18 protein-coding genes are annotated in these 14,480 nt (G+C 67.9%); 8 read left to right on the top strand and 10 right to left on the bottom strand.

All coding sequences use genetic code 11. The features are described from left to right. The first annotated feature begins 47 nt into the window (after positions 1 to 47). Positions 48 to 413 (top strand): VOC family protein, encoded by a 366-nt coding sequence (locus tag AB0L70_RS20950; RefSeq protein ID WP_363686461.1) that lies wholly within the window; start codon positions 48 to 50, stop codon positions 411 to 413. A 1-nt stretch (position 414) separates the two neighbouring features. Here the strand turns inward: AB0L70_RS20950 and trxA are convergent, their stop codons facing one another. From trxA to AB0L70_RS20930, 4 genes are read right to left on the bottom strand one after another with little or no spacing between them, the layout of a single operon-like run. After that, positions 415 to 750 carry a thioredoxin gene (gene trxA, locus AB0L70_RS20945; RefSeq protein WP_363686459.1) on the bottom strand — a complete coding sequence of 112 codons (336 nt, stop codon included), beginning with the start codon at positions 748 to 750 and terminating at the stop codon, positions 415 to 417. Then, on the bottom strand, positions 747 to 1,115 hold the full coding sequence (locus tag AB0L70_RS20940) for a MerR family transcriptional regulator (RefSeq protein ID WP_363686457.1): 369 nt from the start codon (positions 1,113 to 1,115) through the stop codon (positions 747 to 749). Before AB0L70_RS20940 ends, trxA begins: the two co-directional genes overlap by 4 nt. 60 nt (positions 1,116 to 1,175) lie before the next feature. Further along, positions 1,176 to 2,777: a thiamine pyrophosphate-binding protein gene (locus AB0L70_RS20935; RefSeq protein ID WP_363686455.1), complete on the bottom strand. Its 1,602-nt coding sequence runs from the start codon at positions 2,775 to 2,777 to the stop codon at positions 1,176 to 1,178. Beyond that, entirely contained in the window at positions 2,777 to 3,559 is a 783-nt protein-coding gene (locus AB0L70_RS20930) for a cyclase family protein (protein ID WP_363686453.1), read from the bottom strand. The genes AB0L70_RS20935 and AB0L70_RS20930 overlap by 1 nt, the downstream gene beginning before the upstream one ends. A gap of 134 nt (positions 3,560 to 3,693) precedes the next feature. Here AB0L70_RS20930 and AB0L70_RS20925 point away from each other — a divergent pair, with 134 nt between their 5' ends. Continuing rightward, positions 3,694 to 4,152 carry an NUDIX domain-containing protein gene (locus tag AB0L70_RS20925; protein WP_363686451.1) on the top strand — a complete coding sequence of 153 codons (459 nt, stop codon included), beginning with the start codon at positions 3,694 to 3,696 and terminating at the stop codon, positions 4,150 to 4,152. On the opposite strand, the gene AB0L70_RS20920 is transcribed toward AB0L70_RS20925, so the two are convergent. The 5 genes from AB0L70_RS20920 to AB0L70_RS20900 form a co-directional block, all read right to left on the bottom strand. Continuing rightward, positions 4,133 to 4,681, bottom strand: a complete 549-nt coding sequence (locus AB0L70_RS20920) for a nucleosidase (RefSeq protein WP_363686449.1) — start codon at positions 4,679 to 4,681, stop codon at positions 4,133 to 4,135. The two genes, AB0L70_RS20925 and AB0L70_RS20920, sit on opposite strands and share 20 nt — an antisense overlap. An 8-nt stretch (positions 4,682 to 4,689) precedes the next feature. Then, positions 4,690 to 5,844, bottom strand: a complete 1,155-nt coding sequence (gene ispG / locus AB0L70_RS20915) for a flavodoxin-dependent (E)-4-hydroxy-3-methylbut-2-enyl-diphosphate synthase (protein WP_363686447.1) — start codon at positions 5,842 to 5,844, stop codon at positions 4,690 to 4,692. Between the two features lie 36 nt (positions 5,845 to 5,880). After that, entirely contained in the window at positions 5,881 to 7,191 is a 1,311-nt protein-coding gene (locus AB0L70_RS20910; protein WP_363686445.1) for a site-2 protease family protein, read from the bottom strand. Beyond that, positions 7,188 to 8,399 (bottom strand): 1-deoxy-D-xylulose-5-phosphate reductoisomerase, encoded by a 1,212-nt coding sequence (gene dxr / locus AB0L70_RS20905; RefSeq protein WP_363686443.1) that lies wholly within the window; start codon positions 8,397 to 8,399, stop codon positions 7,188 to 7,190. The genes AB0L70_RS20910 and dxr overlap by 4 nt, the downstream gene beginning before the upstream one ends. A 70-nt stretch (positions 8,400 to 8,469) precedes the next feature. Continuing rightward, the gene (locus AB0L70_RS20900; RefSeq protein WP_363686441.1) at positions 8,470 to 9,273 is read right to left on the bottom strand and encodes an FHA domain-containing protein; all 804 of its coding nucleotides are present in this window, start codon (positions 9,271 to 9,273) and stop codon (positions 8,470 to 8,472) included. 121 nt (positions 9,274 to 9,394) lie between these two features. On the opposite strand from AB0L70_RS20900, the gene AB0L70_RS20895 reads away from it, so the two are divergent. From AB0L70_RS20895 to AB0L70_RS20870, 6 genes are all read left to right on the top strand, one after another. Continuing rightward, a complete protein-coding gene (locus AB0L70_RS20895) occupies positions 9,395 to 10,087 on the top strand; it encodes a type 1 glutamine amidotransferase (RefSeq protein WP_363686439.1) in 693 nt (230 codons plus the stop codon). Positions 10,088 to 10,108: 21 nt separating this feature from the next. Further along, a complete protein-coding gene (locus AB0L70_RS20890; RefSeq protein WP_363686437.1) occupies positions 10,109 to 10,684 on the top strand; it encodes a DUF1707 domain-containing protein in 576 nt (191 codons plus the stop codon). 32 nt (positions 10,685 to 10,716) lie between these two features. Then, the gene (locus tag AB0L70_RS20885) at positions 10,717 to 11,880 is read left to right on the top strand and encodes an acyl-CoA dehydrogenase family protein (RefSeq protein WP_363686435.1); all 1,164 of its coding nucleotides are present in this window, start codon (positions 10,717 to 10,719) and stop codon (positions 11,878 to 11,880) included. A gap of 78 nt (positions 11,881 to 11,958) precedes the next feature. Next, positions 11,959 to 12,246, top strand: a complete 288-nt coding sequence (locus AB0L70_RS20880) for a DUF6458 family protein (RefSeq protein ID WP_363686433.1) — start codon at positions 11,959 to 11,961, stop codon at positions 12,244 to 12,246. Between the two features lie 27 nt (positions 12,247 to 12,273). After that, positions 12,274 to 13,230 (top strand): neutral zinc metallopeptidase, encoded by a 957-nt coding sequence (locus AB0L70_RS20875; protein WP_363686431.1) that lies wholly within the window; start codon positions 12,274 to 12,276, stop codon positions 13,228 to 13,230. A 44-nt stretch (positions 13,231 to 13,274) separates the two neighbouring features. After that, on the top strand, positions 13,275 to 13,646 hold the full coding sequence (locus tag AB0L70_RS20870) for a nuclear transport factor 2 family protein (protein ID WP_363686429.1): 372 nt from the start codon (positions 13,275 to 13,277) through the stop codon (positions 13,644 to 13,646). Here the strand turns inward: AB0L70_RS20870 and AB0L70_RS20865 are convergent. Then, positions 13,639 to 14,480 (bottom strand): HDIG domain-containing metalloprotein (locus AB0L70_RS20865; RefSeq protein WP_363686427.1); only part of this gene is annotated, 842 nt, incomplete at its 5' end. The two genes, AB0L70_RS20870 and AB0L70_RS20865, sit on opposite strands and share 8 nt — an antisense overlap.

The following is a 14,480-nucleotide window of genomic DNA, read 5'->3' as shown; positions in this document are numbered from 1 at the left end:
TGCTAGCATCCTAGACAGCTACCAGTCAATCCTCGAGGAGTACAGCGATGAACCTCAGCTTCGACCACCTGGGCCTGCTCTCCGACACCAACCAGAAGAACCAGGACCTGGCCGACTTCTTCTCAGGCGTGCTTGGCCTGGAGGTCTCGGGCAACGCCGGCGAGGGGTACGCGGAGGTCAAGGCGGGCGCCATCACGATCGCGCTGCACACCGGCGCGATGGTGGACGGCTTCGGCCCACATGGAGGCACCCTGCTCCAGTTCAGCAGCGACGACGTACGGGCCGACGTCGAGGAGATCCGCGGCCGCGGCGGCAAGATCGCCCTCGAGCCGACGGACACCGACTGGGGCACGACCACGGCGTACGTCGCCGGCCCGCACGGCGTGCTGGTGGAGCTCTACAAGTTCAACTGAACTAGACGGCGGTCAGCAGGGCGTCGTCCAGTTCCTTGAGGAGCTTGGCCTTCGGGCGGGCGCCGACGACGGACCAGATCACCTCGCCGCGGTGGAACAGCATCAGGGTGGGCAGCGCCATCACGCGGTAGCGCGCCGAGATGGACGGGTTCTCGTCGGAGTTCAGCTTGACGATCGTGAGGTGGTCGCTGCGCTCGGACGCGATCTGGCCGAGCACTGGGACGATCTGGTGGCAGGGCGGGCACCACTGGGCCCAGAAGTCCACCAGGACCGGCTTGTCCGAACGCAGCACCAGGTCGTCGAAGGTGGTCTCGTCGACCGCCTGCAGGTCACTCATAGTTGGTTCATCCTCCAGCTCTCGGCATCGGTCAGGAGGTCGGTCAGCCGGGCCCGCAGCTCGGTGAGCTCCGTGATCCGCCGATCCACATCGGCGATCCGGGTCCGGTACGCCGACAACGAGGCCGGGCACACGTCCGCCCGCTCGTTCCCGGCTCGCAGGCACTCGATGAACGGGTACGTCTGCTCCGCGGTCAGCCCGAGGCTCAGCAGCGCCTTCACCTCACGGACGACCAGCACATCGCCGGCGTCGTACGACCGGTAGCCGTTGGACTCCCGCTGTGGCTTCAGCAGCCCCTGCGCCTCGTAGTACCGCACGGCCTTGACCGTCACACCGGCCTCGGCCGCCAGATCACTGATCCGCATCCCGCCTCCTTCACCCCGACGCTAAACCTTGCCCCTGGGGTCAAGGTCAAGCCAGGATAGTCAGTGGCCTCGGAATGCCTCCTCCAGCCACCACGAGGGATGGTCCCCGACGACCTTCGCGTCCACGAGCATCGGCGCGGACCGTGGTCCGTTCAGCCAGTCCTCGACCGCGACGAGGTCCTTGGCGGTACGCACGGTCGCCGCCTCGAAGCCGTATCCCCGGCCGATCGCGGCGATGTCGGTCGGTGGGAACGTCACCGTGTCCAACGGGTGCCCGCCGGGACCGAAGTGGTGGACCTCGGCGCCGTACGCGTCGTCGTTGTACACGACCACGAGCATCGGCAGGCCCAGTCGTCGTACGGTGTCGAGCTCCGCGGCGCCCATCAGCGCACCGCCGTCACCGAGTACGGCGACGGGCAGGCGGTCCGGCTGCGCCAGCGCGGCGCCGATCGCGGTGGCCAGCCCCAGGCCGATCGACTGGAACGCCTGGGTGAAGCAGAAGCCGTTCTCGTCCGGCACCGAGAGGTAAGCGCTCGGGTAGCCCATGAAGTTGCCGGAGTCGACCGCGATCACGCGTTCGGCCGGGAGGAGGTCGTCGAGCATGAGGCTCAACGTCCGTGGGTCGATCCGCTCTGCCGTGCTCTCGTCGTCGAACGCGACGTCCCGCCAGCGCACGCTCCCGAGCTCCGTCGTGCGATAGCCCACCCGCTGGTCGCCGTACGCATCAAGGACTGCCCTGGCGGTGAGCTCTACGTCGCCGGTGACGCCCAGGTGGATCTCGCGGTGGACGCCGAGTGCGGACGCGTCGTCGTCGACCTGCACGACGGTCGCGTCGGGATTGATCAGCTGACCGTGCCGCATCGTCCACATGTTCAGCGCGCAGCCCCAGCCCACGATGAGGTCGGCGGCGCGAATCAGCTCGGCGGTCCTTGGCGAGGCGAAGCCGCCCGAGATGCCGAGCGACCAGGGATTGCCCTCGAAGAGACCGTGCGCGACGGCTGAGGTCGCGAGGAGTGCGCCGGATCGTTCCGCCAGCAATTCAAGAGGTTCTCGGCTTCCGCGGGAGCCGCGTCCCGCGACGAACACTGGTCGCTCCGCCTTTTGAAGCAGGGCGGTCAGCGCGGCGGCGTCCGGCGCCACCCGGTCCTTCGAGGACGGTGGCGCGACGATCGGTGCCTCAGTCTCCAACGTCTGCAGGGAGAGCGGGACGTTCAGCAGGACAGTCCGGCGTTCACCAACGGCGGTCGCCACCGCCCCCATTGCCTCGGCGACCGCCGTCTCTGCCGAGGTGATCCGGACCGGCACCGCACCGACCGCGCGGGCCAGCGCCTCCTGGTCGACGTAGAAGTTCGACCGCGGCTCGGTCACCTCTGCCGCCACGACGATCATCGGCGTCCGGCTCTTCGCCGCCTCGGCGATCCCGGTCATCGCGTTCGTCAGGCCGCAACCCTGATGGACCGAGACCGCAGCGACGGCGCCGCTCATCCGCGAGTATGCGTCTGCCATGGTGGCCGCACCGCCCTCGTGCCGGGCCGCGACGAACTGCGCGCCGCCGGCAACCATCGCGTTCGTCAGATGGAAGTTGCCCGATCCGATCACGCCGAACACCTGGCGGACACCCGCGGCCGCCAACGCCCGCCCGACGGCATCCGCGACGTTCATCAGCGTTCGACCAGCCCAAGCACGCGGGCGGGCGCGCCGGATCCGCTCACGATCGGCAGTGGCCCGGCGATGATGACGGCGCCGGTCGGCGGCAGCTGGGCAAGGTTCTGCAGTTGGGTCAGCCCGTACTTGTCGCTGCCCATCAAGTAGGAGTGGCACGGGAACGGCGGGTCGAACGAGTGCGCCTTGCCGGCGTCCGTACCGACGGTCTCGACCCCGAGGCCGAGTACGGGCGACTCCTGCGCGACCCAGCGCGCACACTCCGGCGACAGGCCTGGCGTGTGCGGTCCGGTCTCGTCGGCATTGATGAACGCCTCCTGGGAATGCGACCGCGCGTCCCATCCCGTGCGTACGAACAACCAGCCGCCGGCGGGCAGCGGTACGTTCTCCGCCTCCCAGGCCTTGAGGTGGTCGACCTCGACGAGGAAGTCGGGATTCTGCTCGACCTCGGCGCTGAAGTCGAGGACGACGGCCGGCGCGATCAGCCGGTTCGCCGGGACCGACGCGACGTCGGCGAGATCCTTGCCGGTGACCCAGTGGTTCGGTGCGTCGAAGTGGGTGCCGGTGTGCTCGCCGCTGGTGAAGTTGTTCCAGTACCAGGCCGGCCCGCGATCGTCGTACCGGCTGATCTCCTCGAGTGCGAACTTCGCCGTCTGCCCGAACTCCGGCGGCAGCTGGATCACCGGTGTCGACGCGGACAACGGCGACGTCAGATCCACCACCTCGATCGATCCGTCGGCGAGGGCCGCGACGAGTACCGACAAGGGCGACGAACCGGTCATGCGGACCTCCAGGGCAGTGGCTGATTCCAGGGGCGTGCACCTCGGCGAGGTTTCGCCCGGGTCAAGGTTCCGTCAGCATAGGCCGCATGCTGCTGGGGACCTTTCGCTCATCCGAACTCTCGCCAGGCGGACGCGTGATCGAGCGCATCGCGGTCCGCGGCGTGCTGTTTCGCGGACCGGAGTTGCTGCTGCTCTCGTCCCGTCACGGTGACTACAAGTTCCCCGGCGGCGGGATCGAGCCCGGCGAGTCGTTCGCGGCGGCGCTGACCCGGGAGTTCGGCGAGGAGTGCGGGTACGCCGACGTGGTGGTCGGCGTCGAACTCGGCACGACCCGGGAGGAGGTGCCGGCGCTCGATGCGGCGTACGACGTGTTCGGCATGACCTCGCACTACTTCGAGTGCTCAGGTGGAGTGCCCGCGGGTCGGCAGGAGCTGGAGGGATACGAGGCCGAGCTGGAACTCACGCCGTGCTGGGTAACGGTGGATGAGGCACTCGCGGCCAACCGGGCCGTGCAGGCGCGCGGTGTTGGGGTGATGCGCTGGCTCGTGCGGGAGACCGCCGTACTCGAATGGCTCAGCGCACGTGGTCGCTGACCCACTCCCCCAGCACTTTGGCGCTGGCGTCGACCAGAGCGGGCCAGTCGAGGGCGGCCTCGTCCGCGGAGTCCGAGACATGCTTCACGACCCGGACCGGTACGCCGTACTCACGGCACGCATAGACGACGCCGTACGCCTCCATGTCGACGAGATGCGCCCGTTCCGCCAACCGCGCCCGTACGACGGGATCCGTCACGAACACGTCCCCCGACGCGAGCACCGTCCCGTCCCCACCCTCAACCGTCAGCTCATCCTGCGGATCCAACCCGATCGCCCGGATCGCATCCGCGTTCACATCGTGATTGATCACGGTGCTGGGCAAGAACAACCCCGACAACCCATCCCTGAGCGCCCCCGTGGTCCCCACATTCAGCACCACCAGATCCGAGGTGTCACGCCCCGCCAACGCCCGCCCCACAGCCACCGCCGCCGCAGTCTTCCCCACCCCGGTAACCACCACCGGCACCCCCGCCGGCACATACCGAGCCTCCCCAGCCACCGCACTAACCACCAGATACTCGGTCATCGCACCGATCAGCCGACGGAGACGGTGGGGTTGCCTGGTTCGGTGGTGGAGGATTCCATGGACTCGGCGATGCGCATGGCTTCTTCGATGAGGGTCTCGACGATGGCGGCTTCGGGGACGGTTTTGATGACCTCGCCCTTGACGAAGATCTGGCCCTTGCCGTTGCCGGAGGCGACGCCGAGGTCGGCCTCGCGGGCCTCGCCGGGGCCGTTCACGACGCAGCCCATGACGGCGACGCGGAGCGGCACCTCCATGCCTTCGAGGCCGGCGGTGACCTGGTCGGCGAGGGTGTAGACGTCCACCTGGGCGCGGCCGCAGGACGGGCAGGAGACGATCTCGAGCTTGCGCTCGCGCAGGTTCAGCGACTGCAGGATCTGCAGGCCGACCTTGACCTCCTCGACCGGCGGCGCGGACAGCGAGACCCGGATGGTGTCGCCGATGCCCTTCGACAGCAGCGCACCGAACGCGACCGACGACTTGATCGTGCCCTGGAACGCCGGCCCGGCCTCGGTCACGCCGAGGTGCAGCGGCCAGTCACCCTTCTCGGCCAGCAGTTCGTACGCGCGGACCATGATCACCGGGTCGTTGTGCTTCACGGAGATCTTGAAGTCGTGGAAGTCGTGCTCCTCGAACAGCGACGCCTCCCAGACGGCCGACTCGACCAGCGCCTCCGGCGTCGCCTTGCCGTACTTCTCCAGCAGCCGCTTGTCCAGCGAACCCGCGTTGACACCGATCCGGATCGACGTGCCGTGGTCCTTCGCGGCGGCCGCGATCTCCTTCACCTGGTCGTCGAACTTGCGGATGTTGCCCGGGTTCACCCGGACCGCCGCACAGCCGGCCTCGATCGCGGCGAACACGTACTGGGGCTGGAAGTGGATGTCGGCGATCACCGGCAGCTGCGAGTGCTTGGCGATCTCCGCCAGCGCGTCGGCGTCCTCCTGCCGCGGGCAGGCGACCCGGACGATGTCGCAGCCGGCCGCGGTCAGCTCGGCGATCTGCTGCAGCGTGGTGTTGACGTCGTTGGTGGGGGTCGTCGTCATCGACTGCACCGACACCGGCGCGTCGCCACCGACCAGCACCTTGCCCACCTTGATCTGGCGGGTCTTGCGGCGTGGTGCGAGGGTCGGCGGCGGCAGCGCGGGCATGCCCAGGTTGATGCTCATGTGTCCTTAACCGTTGGGTGAGGCCGTTGTGAGCGGCTAGCCGTTGAAGAGCTTGATGGGGTTGACGATGTCGGCGATGACGAGCAGGACGCCCATCACCACGATCACACTGGCCGCGACGTACGCGATCGGGAGCAGCTTGGCCACGTCGACGTAGCCGGGGTCGGGGCGGCCGAACAGCTTGGCCAAGCCGCGCCGGATGCCTTCCCAGATCGCGCCGATCATGTGACCGCCGTCGAGCGGCAGCAGCGGGATGAAGTTGAACAGGGCAAGGAACAGGTTCAGCGAGGCGAGCAGCGAGACCAGGAACGCGACCCGCTCGCCACCGGTGAGCGACTGGTTCGACGCGATCTCGCCGGCCACCCGGCTGGCGCCGACCACGCTCATCGGGCTGTCCTCGTCGCGGTCGCCGCCGACGATCGACTTGGCCACGCCGACCAGCTTCTGCGGGAAGTTGCCGATCGCCTTCACCGTCGCGACGGTGAGTTCGCCCATCTTGTCGACGACGAACCCGAAGCCCTGCCGCTCCAGCTTCATCTCCGGCGAGACGCCGAGGAAGCCGACCGACACAACCTTGTCCGACCCGGCCTGGTCCTGGACCTGGTTGACGATCGTGTTCGTCTTCAGCGTCTCCTGCCGGCCGTTGCGCTCGACAACGATCGTGGCGGGCTTGTCGGTGTTGGCCCGGATCAGCGGGGTGAGCTGGTCCCAGCTGGAGATCGCGGTGCCGTTGAACGAGACGATCTTGTCGCCGACGACGAACCCGGCGTCCTTGGCCGGCGATTCCTTGTCACCGTCCTGGCACTTGCGGTCCGCGGTCGCCTGGGAGGCGGGGATCACACAATCGGTGACGGTGGCAACGGTCGTCTGCGCGACGTTGGCGCCGTACAGCATGAAGAGGCCGCCGAACAGGACGAACGCGATCACCACGTTGACCAGCGGGCCGGAGGCCATCACGATCAGCTTCTTCCACCACACCTTCTGGTAGAAGAGCCGGCCATCGTCCTCGGGGGCGATCGTCTCGAATTCAGCGCTGCGCGCGTTCTCGACCATCGACTGGATCGGGCCTGTGTTGGCCTTGCGGACCTTGGTCGGGTCCTGACCCTTCGCCGGCGGCATCATGCCGATGATCCGGACGAAGCCACCCGCCGGGATCGCCTTGAAGCCGTACTCGGTCTCACCGCGCTTGAACGACCAGGTGGTCCGGCCGAAGCCGACGAAGAACTGCGTCACCTTCATCCCGAAGGCCTTGGCGGGCACCATGTGGCCGAGCTCGTGCAGCGCGACCGAGATCAGGATGCCGGCCACGAAGAGCACGATGCCGAGGACGGTGAGCAGAGCGGTCATGCCTTCGTAGTCTCCTGTACGCCAGTCAGCTCGTGGGCCCGACCGCGGGCCCAAGCATCCGCGGCGAGTACGTCGTCGATGGAAAGTTCCTCATACGAGGGTACGTCGTGTTCGGTCACCACCCGGGCCACGGTGTCGACGATCGCCAGGAACGGCAGTCGCCCGTCCCGGAACGCCTGGACGCAGACCTCGTTCGCGGCGTTCAGCACGGCCGGTGCGGTGCCGCCACGCGTCCCCGCCTCCCGGGCCAGCTGGACCGCTGGGAACGCCTCGTTATCCAGTGGCTCGAACTCCCAGCTCCCCGCCGTGGTCCAGTCACACGGCGCCGCAGCGTCCGGAATCCGGTCAGGCCACCCGAGCGCGAGCGCGATCGGCAACCGCATATCGGGCGGCGAGGCCTGGACCATCGTCGACCCGTCCACGAACTCGACCATCGAGTGCACGATCGACTGCGGGTGTACGACGACCTCGATCTGACTCATCGGCAGTCCGTAGAGCAGGTGGGCCTCGATCACCTCGAGCCCCTTGTTCACCAGGTTGGCCGAGTTGATCGTGATCACCGGACCCATGTCCCAGGTCGGATGGTTCATCGCCTGTTCCGGGGTGACGTCGGCCATCTCGGCCCGCGACCGGCCCCGGAACGGACCACCCGACGCGGTCACCACCAGGCGCCGTACCTCCTCGGCCGTGCCGCCGCGGAGGCACTGGGCGATCGCGCTGTGCTCGGAGTCGACCGGCACGATCTGGCCCGGCTTCACCCGGCGGGTGACGAGCGGACCGCCGATGACCAGCGACTCCTTGTTGGCCAGCGCGAGCGTCGTCCCCGCATCCAGGGCGGTCAGCGTCGGCTGCAGCCCGACCGAACCGGTGATCGCGTTGAGAACCACGTCACACCGCATCGCCGCGAGCTCACTCGAAGCATCCGGCCCGGTGATGATCTTCGGGATCTTGAACTCGCCCTGCGCGTAGCCCTTGCGCTGGGCCTCGGCGTAGAACGCGAGCTGCAGGTCCTGGGCGACCGTGGCCTTCGCCACCGCCACCACCTCGACCTCGAACTCCAGCGCCTGCTCCGCGAGCATCCCGACGTTGTCGCCGCCGGCGGAGAGCGCGAGTACGTGGAACCGGTCCCGGTTACGCCCGATCAGCTCGAGGGCCTGGGTTCCGACCGAGCCGGTGGAGCCGAGGATGACGACGGTTCGCGGGTTCACGACGCCATTGTTCCAGGTCTGCACCCCTGGTGACGACGCCGGTGACGACGCTGGTGACGATCCGGTGCGGCTACGCGATGTAGAGACGCAGCGCCAAGGCGCCGAGGCGGATCTCGTCGCCGTCGCGGACCATCGCCGTACTGATCTGCTCGCCGTTCACGTGCGTGCCGTTGGTGGAGCCGAGGTCGCGTACCTCGTAGCTGTCCGCGTCGATCCGGAGCAGCTCGGCGTGGTGCCGGCTCACCTCCTGACTTTCCAGGATCACATCGCAGTCCGCAGCGCGTCCGATCCGGACGAGGTCCAGCAGCGGCACGACGTCGCCGTCCGGACCCACGAGCACCGGCTGCGGCCCGGCCTCCAACGCCGCCGCAATCTCCGGGACTCCCCCGGTACGGATGGGCAGCGAGACGATCAGGTCGTCGCCCTTGTCCACATGCAGGTTGTGCTGAGCGCCGTACGCGAGCAGAAGGTCGTCGTACTCGTCGATGACCACAGCGGACACGTGGTAATACCCCGGCGGCAGTTGCGCGTACGCCGCACCGCCGAGCGACGTCGTGAGCACCAGAGCGTCGTACTCGGCGTGACTGACATCGGTGATCGTGATCAGCACCGGGTTGTGCGCGGTGAGGTGCGCCTCGGCCCCGGTGTCGCCCGGACCGAACTCGACCGTGAGCAAGGGCGCCGGGCGAACCTCTTCCAACCCGACCAGCCGGTCGACTGCGGGGACTGTTCCGGTGGGGACGGACAACGGCAGGTACTGGCCGTGGGACCGCACCAGGACGTTGAGTTGCGGCTCCAACGACCTGTCCTTGCGGCGCGCCAGGAAGAACGCGCCCACCATCCCCTTGCCGAAGATGAAGGCCACATCGCCCACCACAGCGCGGATAAATCCAGACGTCGGCTCCATGGTCACCCCCGGCGATCAAGTATCCCGGAACGACGACTCCGGTACGGCTGATCTCGGTGTGCCGCGGCCACACTAGGCTGTGAGATCGATGACAACAGTGCTGATCATTGAGAACGATCCCGGTAGTGGTCCGGGCCGGATCCTCGACTGGCTCGACGACCGGGGCATCGCGCCTACCGTCGTCCGTGCCTGGTCCGGTGAGCCGATACCGACCGATGCCGGCGACCATGCCGCGCTGATCCTGCTCGGCGGCGGCATGCTGCCCGACGCCGACGACGCGTCACCGTGGCTGCCCGACGAGCGCGACCTACTGCGCGCCGCGCAGGACCGCGTGCCCGTCCTCGGGATCTGCTTGGGTGCGCAGTTGCTGGCGCATACCTTCGGCGGTGAAGTGCGCGGTAAGTACGGCCTGCCCGAGAAGGGTGTGACCGACCTGACCGTGTTGCCTGGCGCCGCCGGCGACCCACTGCTCGCCGACCTCTCGACACCTGTCCGCGCGATCGAGAGCCATCAGGACCAGATCACCCGGCTGCCGGACAACGCCGTACACCTGATGTCCAGCGAACGCTGCGCCCTTCAGATGCTGCGGATCGGTCACAGCTGGGGTGTTCAGTTCCATCCCGAGGTGACAGTCGAGCGGGTACGGCGCTGGAACGTCGACACCCTGCGGTCCTGGGGCTTCACGCCCGAGACGGTGTTCGCCGAGGCCGAGCAGTACGAGGCCGAACTGGACCGGACCTGGTCCACGGTGGTCGGCCGATTCCTCGACCTCGCGAACTGAGAGAGCGCTACCTTTGGGAGCATGAGTCTGGAGCAGCCGCCGCCTGGGCATCGGGCGTCCGACAACGACCGCGAACGTGCCGCCGCCGTGGTCCAGGAAGCGCATAGCGACGGGCGGCTGGACTTCGAGGAGTTCGACGAGCGTCTGACTCAGATCTACACCGCGAAGACCCAGCTCGAGCTGCGGAACGCGACGGCTGACCTGGTGCCCGTCGCACATGGCAACTCCGCCGCGCTGACGCTCCGCGCGAAGCACAGCGCACAGAAGCGTGAGGGCGCGTGGACCGTGCCGGAGCAGCTGACCGCGATCGCGGAGCACTCGCAGGTGAAGCTCGACTTCACCGATGCGCTGGTGCAGTGGTCGGTGATCCATGTCGACGCGCACGCCAAGCACAGCTCGGTCGTGATGGTGATCCCGGAGGGCTGGAGTGTCGACATCGACCAGGTCGACATGGTGCACAGCACCGCCAAGAACAAGGCCGGCCCGCCGAAGGCCGGTGGCGTTCGGCTGCGGGTGACCGGACAGGCCCGCCACGGCAGCATCGTGATCCGCCACCCGCGCAAGCGGCACTGGTGGTGGCCCTGGTACCGGAAGTGATCGACAGCCAGGTTTGCGGTTAGCGTTTGGCCATGACCGTTTCGCTGGACCTCGTGGATGTCGACTCGCTGCTGACCGAGGAGGAGATCGACGTCCGTGCGACCGCACGACGGTTCGCGGACGAGCGGTTGCGGCCCTCGTTGCCCGAGTGGTTCGAGACGGCGACGATTCCCGCGCGTGAACTGGCGAAGGAGTTGGGCGCACTCGGGTTCCTCGGCATGCACCTGACCGGCTATGGGTGCGCCGGCGTCGGTCCTGTCGCGTACGGGCTGGCGTGCCTGGAGATCGAGGCCGCGGACTCCGGGATGCGGTCGCTGGTCTCGGTCCAGGGATCGCTGGCGATGTACGCGATCTGGAAGTACGGCAGCGAGGAGCAGAAGAACGAGTGGCTCCCCCGGATGTCCGCCGGTGAGGCGATCGGCTGCTTCGGGCTGACCGAGCCGGACTTCGGCTCGAACCCGGGCGGCATGCGTACGAACGCCCGCCGCGACGGCGACGACTGGGTCCTCAACGGTTCGAAGATGTGGATCACCAACGGCTCGGTCGCGGACGTCGCGGTGGTCTGGGCCCGCACGGACGAGGGCGTGCGCGGCTTCGTCGTACCGACTGCTACGCCTGGGTTCTCGGCGCCGGAGATCACCCGGAAGATGTCGCTGCGGGCGTCGGTGACGTCGGAGCTGGTGCTCGAGGATGTCCGGCTGCCGGCGTCGGCTCAGCTGCCTGAGGCGCAGGGGTTGTCGGGGCCGCTGGGGTGCCTGAACGAGGCGCGGTTCGGGATCATCTACGGGGCGATGGGCGCGGCGCGGGATTGCTTGGAGACGGCGATCGCGTACGCCGGTGAGCGGGCGGTGTTCGACAAGCCGTTGTCGGCGTACCAGCTGACACAGGCCAAGATCGCGGACATGGCGGTCGAACTGAACAAGGGCATCCTGCTCGCCGTCCACCTCGGCCGGTTGAAGGAGAAGGGCTCGCTTCGGCCCGAGCAGGTCTCTGTCGGCAAGCTCAACAACGTTCGTGAGGCGATCGCGATCGCGCGGGAGTGCCGGACGATCCTGGCCGCGAACGGCATCAGCGGCGAATACCCGATCATGCGGCACGCCAACAACCTCGAATCGGTGCTTACGTACGAGGGGACTTCCGAGGTCCACCAGCTCGTGATCGGGCAGGCTCTGACCGGTCACGCCGCCTTCCGCTGACCGCCGGCGCATGCTCCTGGCCCGATATGGGCACTGGGTGTGAGATCGACTACTCCTAGTGTTCGGGAAGGAGCGGGTATGCGGATCGGAGCCGGAATCGCTCTCATCGCGGCGGGTGCCATCATCGCGTTCGCTGTACGGGACACATCCGACACGCTGAACCTGACCGCCCTGGGGATCATCATCATGCTGGCCGGCATCGCCGGGATCTGGCTGTCGTACCGGCTGGCGAACCAACGCCGGAACCACGAGCCGACGGTCCTCGATCCGGAGGTGGAGAAGCAGTACGACACCACTCCGCCGAAGCAGGTCGCCGACCAGCCCATCGACGTGACGCCTACGCATCTGCGCGAGGATCACCGCTGACCGCTTGCCGGGGTTAGGCTTCCGCGCGTGGCGCAGCAGAGTGGTCGGATAGCGGTGGTGTGCGGCGTCGTCGTCGTGCTGCTCGCGGCGGGCGGCATCGTCGTACGGCAGGTTGCGCGCAGCGACGACCAGGTCAGCGCCGGGAAGATCGTCAGCCTGACGCCGTCCCCTTCCGCCTCACCGTCCCCTTCCGCGACGCCGACCCGGCTGCCTACCTACGTGCCTCCGAGCACCAAGCCGAGCAGCCCGACGTCGACCATCACCGCGAAGACCCTCGCGACCGAGAACCGGGCTGTGCAGCGCAATCCGCTGTACAGCGTGGGTGCGCTGCCGGCCTCGCACTGCAAGGAGCCGTCCAGCCGTCCGACCTCGCTCGCGAATGTACGGAAGTACTACACCGACTTCCTGACGTGTCTCAACAAGGTGTGGGCACCGATCGTGCAGAAGGCAGGCTTCACGTTCTGGGCGCCTCGCCTGGAGGTTTTCACCGGCCCGACCCGGCCGGGCTGCGGCGTCACGGACTCAGCGGCGTACTGCAGCGAGGGCGTCATCTCGATGAGCGCGGACTTCGACCTGAAGAACTACCGCAACCAGGAGAAGCTCTGGACCCGTACGACGATGGCGCATCTGGTCGCGCACGAGTACGGCCACCACATCCAGCGCCTGGTCGGGATCTCTGCGGCGTCGGCGGCTCGGTCCGCGACCCTGACCGGAGATGCCGCGCTGGCGGAGAGCCGCCGGATCGAGCTCCAGGCCTCCTGCTTCAGCGGGGCGTATCTGGGTGCTGACCGGAGCTACTTCCCGGTGAGCGGGTCCTGGATGGCGCGTTGGACCTGGACGATCCGCAACCGTGGCGACGAGTGGAACCCGACCCGCAGCCACGGCAAGGCCAGCAACCACAGTCGCTGGACCCGTCGCGGGTTCGACGCGGCCGCGCCGTCGGCCTGCAACACGTTCACCGCCTCGGCTGCGAGCATCGCCTGATCCTGCTTTAAGGCTGGCTGAAGGGTGGGGCGCATCCTGAAAGCATGGACCGGAATCGTGCATTGCTGGAGCGGTTGTGGCCGACGGACGGGCAGCTCGCGTTGTCGGCGGAGGCGGAACACGAAATGCGCGCCGAGGACTACGTGCTGGAGATGCCGCAGTCCGGTGAACGCATCGTCGGGCGGGATCGGATGCGCGCCATGCAGCAGGAGTACCCGGCACCACCGTCGATCCAGATCCTCCGGATCACCGGCGAGGGCGACCACTTCGTCGTACTCGGACGCTCGGACTACGGCGGCGACATCTACTACGTCGCCAACATCGTCGAGTTCAGCGACGGTCGGATCGCCCGGGAGACCCGCATCTACGGCGCCCCTTTCGAGGCGCCGGAGTGGCGGGCGCAATACGCTACTTAGCCACCTCGGTAGCGCGGGACTCACGGACCACGGTGACACGGATCTGGCCCGGGTAGGTGAGCTCTTCCTCGACCTGCTTGGCGATGTCGCGGGCCATCACCTGGGCGGCGATGTCGTCGACCGCGTCGGGCAGGACCATCACGCGGATCTCGCGGCCGGCCTGCATCGCGAAGACCTTCTCGACGCCGTCGTGGTGCATCGCGATCTCTTCCAGTCGTTCGAGCCGCTGCACGTAGGCCTCGAGCGACTCCCGGCGCGCACCGGGCCGTCCACCGCTCACGGCGTCCGCGGCCTGTGTGAGGACGGCCTCGACCGTACGCACCTCGACCTCGTTGTGGTGGGCCTCGATGCAGTGCACGACGTCGTCGTTCTCGCCGTACTTGCGGGCCAGCTCGGCACCCACGATCGCGTGACTGCCCTCGGACTCGTGCGTGAGCGCCTTGCCGATGTCGTGCAGGAACGCACCGCGCTTGCACAGCTTCGGATCCAGCCCGAGCTCGGCCGCCATCATCCCGGCGATGTGCGCCGACTCGATCAGGTGCTTCAGCACGTTCTGCCCGTACGACGTCCGGTAGCGAAGCAGACCCATCGTCCGGATCAGCTCCGGGTGCAGGTCGGTGATGCCGACCTCGGCCATCGCATCCTCGGCGGCCCGCTCACACAGCTCGGCGACCTCGGCCTTGCTGCGTTCGTAGATCTCCTCGATCCGGCTCGGGTGGATCCGGCCGTCGAGCACCAGCCGAAACACCTGGACTACGGCGACGTGAGCAAGTTGAGCGGTGGCGACCAGACGCTGCTGACAACGTTGCAAGGCGTCGTCAACCGCACGCAACC

The organism is Kribbella sp. NPDC051952, from assembly GCF_040680855.1.
Taxonomy (GTDB): Bacteria; Actinomycetota; Actinomycetes; order Propionibacteriales; family Kribbellaceae; genus Kribbella.
This window is presented reverse-complemented; position numbering and strand designations above follow the sequence as displayed.

Bases quoted from the DNA above. Each gene is read 5' to 3' on its own strand.
- AB0L70_RS20950 (WP_363686461.1), top strand. From the start codon at position 48: ATGAACCTCAGCTTCGACCACCTGGGCCTGCTCTCCGACACCAACCAG.
- trxA (WP_363686459.1), bottom strand. From the start codon at position 750: ATGAGTGACCTGCAGGCGGTCGACGAGACCACCTTCGACGACCTGGTG.
- AB0L70_RS20940 (WP_363686457.1), bottom strand. From the start codon at position 1,115: ATGCGGATCAGTGATCTGGCGGCCGAGGCCGGTGTGACGGTCAAGGCC.
- AB0L70_RS20935 (WP_363686455.1), bottom strand. From the start codon at position 2,777: ATGAACGTCGCGGATGCCGTCGGGCGGGCGTTGGCGGCCGCGGGTGTC.
- AB0L70_RS20930 (WP_363686453.1), bottom strand. From the start codon at position 3,559: ATGACCGGTTCGTCGCCCTTGTCGGTACTCGTCGCGGCCCTCGCCGAC.
- AB0L70_RS20920 (WP_363686449.1), bottom strand. From the start codon at position 4,681: ATGACCGAGTATCTGGTGGTTAGTGCGGTGGCTGGGGAGGCTCGGTAT.
- ispG (WP_363686447.1), bottom strand. From the start codon at position 5,844: ATGAGCATCAACCTGGGCATGCCCGCGCTGCCGCCGCCGACCCTCGCA.
- AB0L70_RS20910 (WP_363686445.1), bottom strand. From the start codon at position 7,191: ATGACCGCTCTGCTCACCGTCCTCGGCATCGTGCTCTTCGTGGCCGGC.
- AB0L70_RS20895 (WP_363686439.1), top strand. From the start codon at position 9,395: ATGACAACAGTGCTGATCATTGAGAACGATCCCGGTAGTGGTCCGGGC.
- AB0L70_RS20890 (WP_363686437.1), top strand. From the start codon at position 10,109: ATGAGTCTGGAGCAGCCGCCGCCTGGGCATCGGGCGTCCGACAACGAC.
- AB0L70_RS20885 (WP_363686435.1), top strand. From the start codon at position 10,717: ATGACCGTTTCGCTGGACCTCGTGGATGTCGACTCGCTGCTGACCGAG.
- AB0L70_RS20880 (WP_363686433.1), top strand. From the start codon at position 11,959: ATGCGGATCGGAGCCGGAATCGCTCTCATCGCGGCGGGTGCCATCATC.
- AB0L70_RS20870 (WP_363686429.1), top strand. From the start codon at position 13,275: ATGGACCGGAATCGTGCATTGCTGGAGCGGTTGTGGCCGACGGACGGG.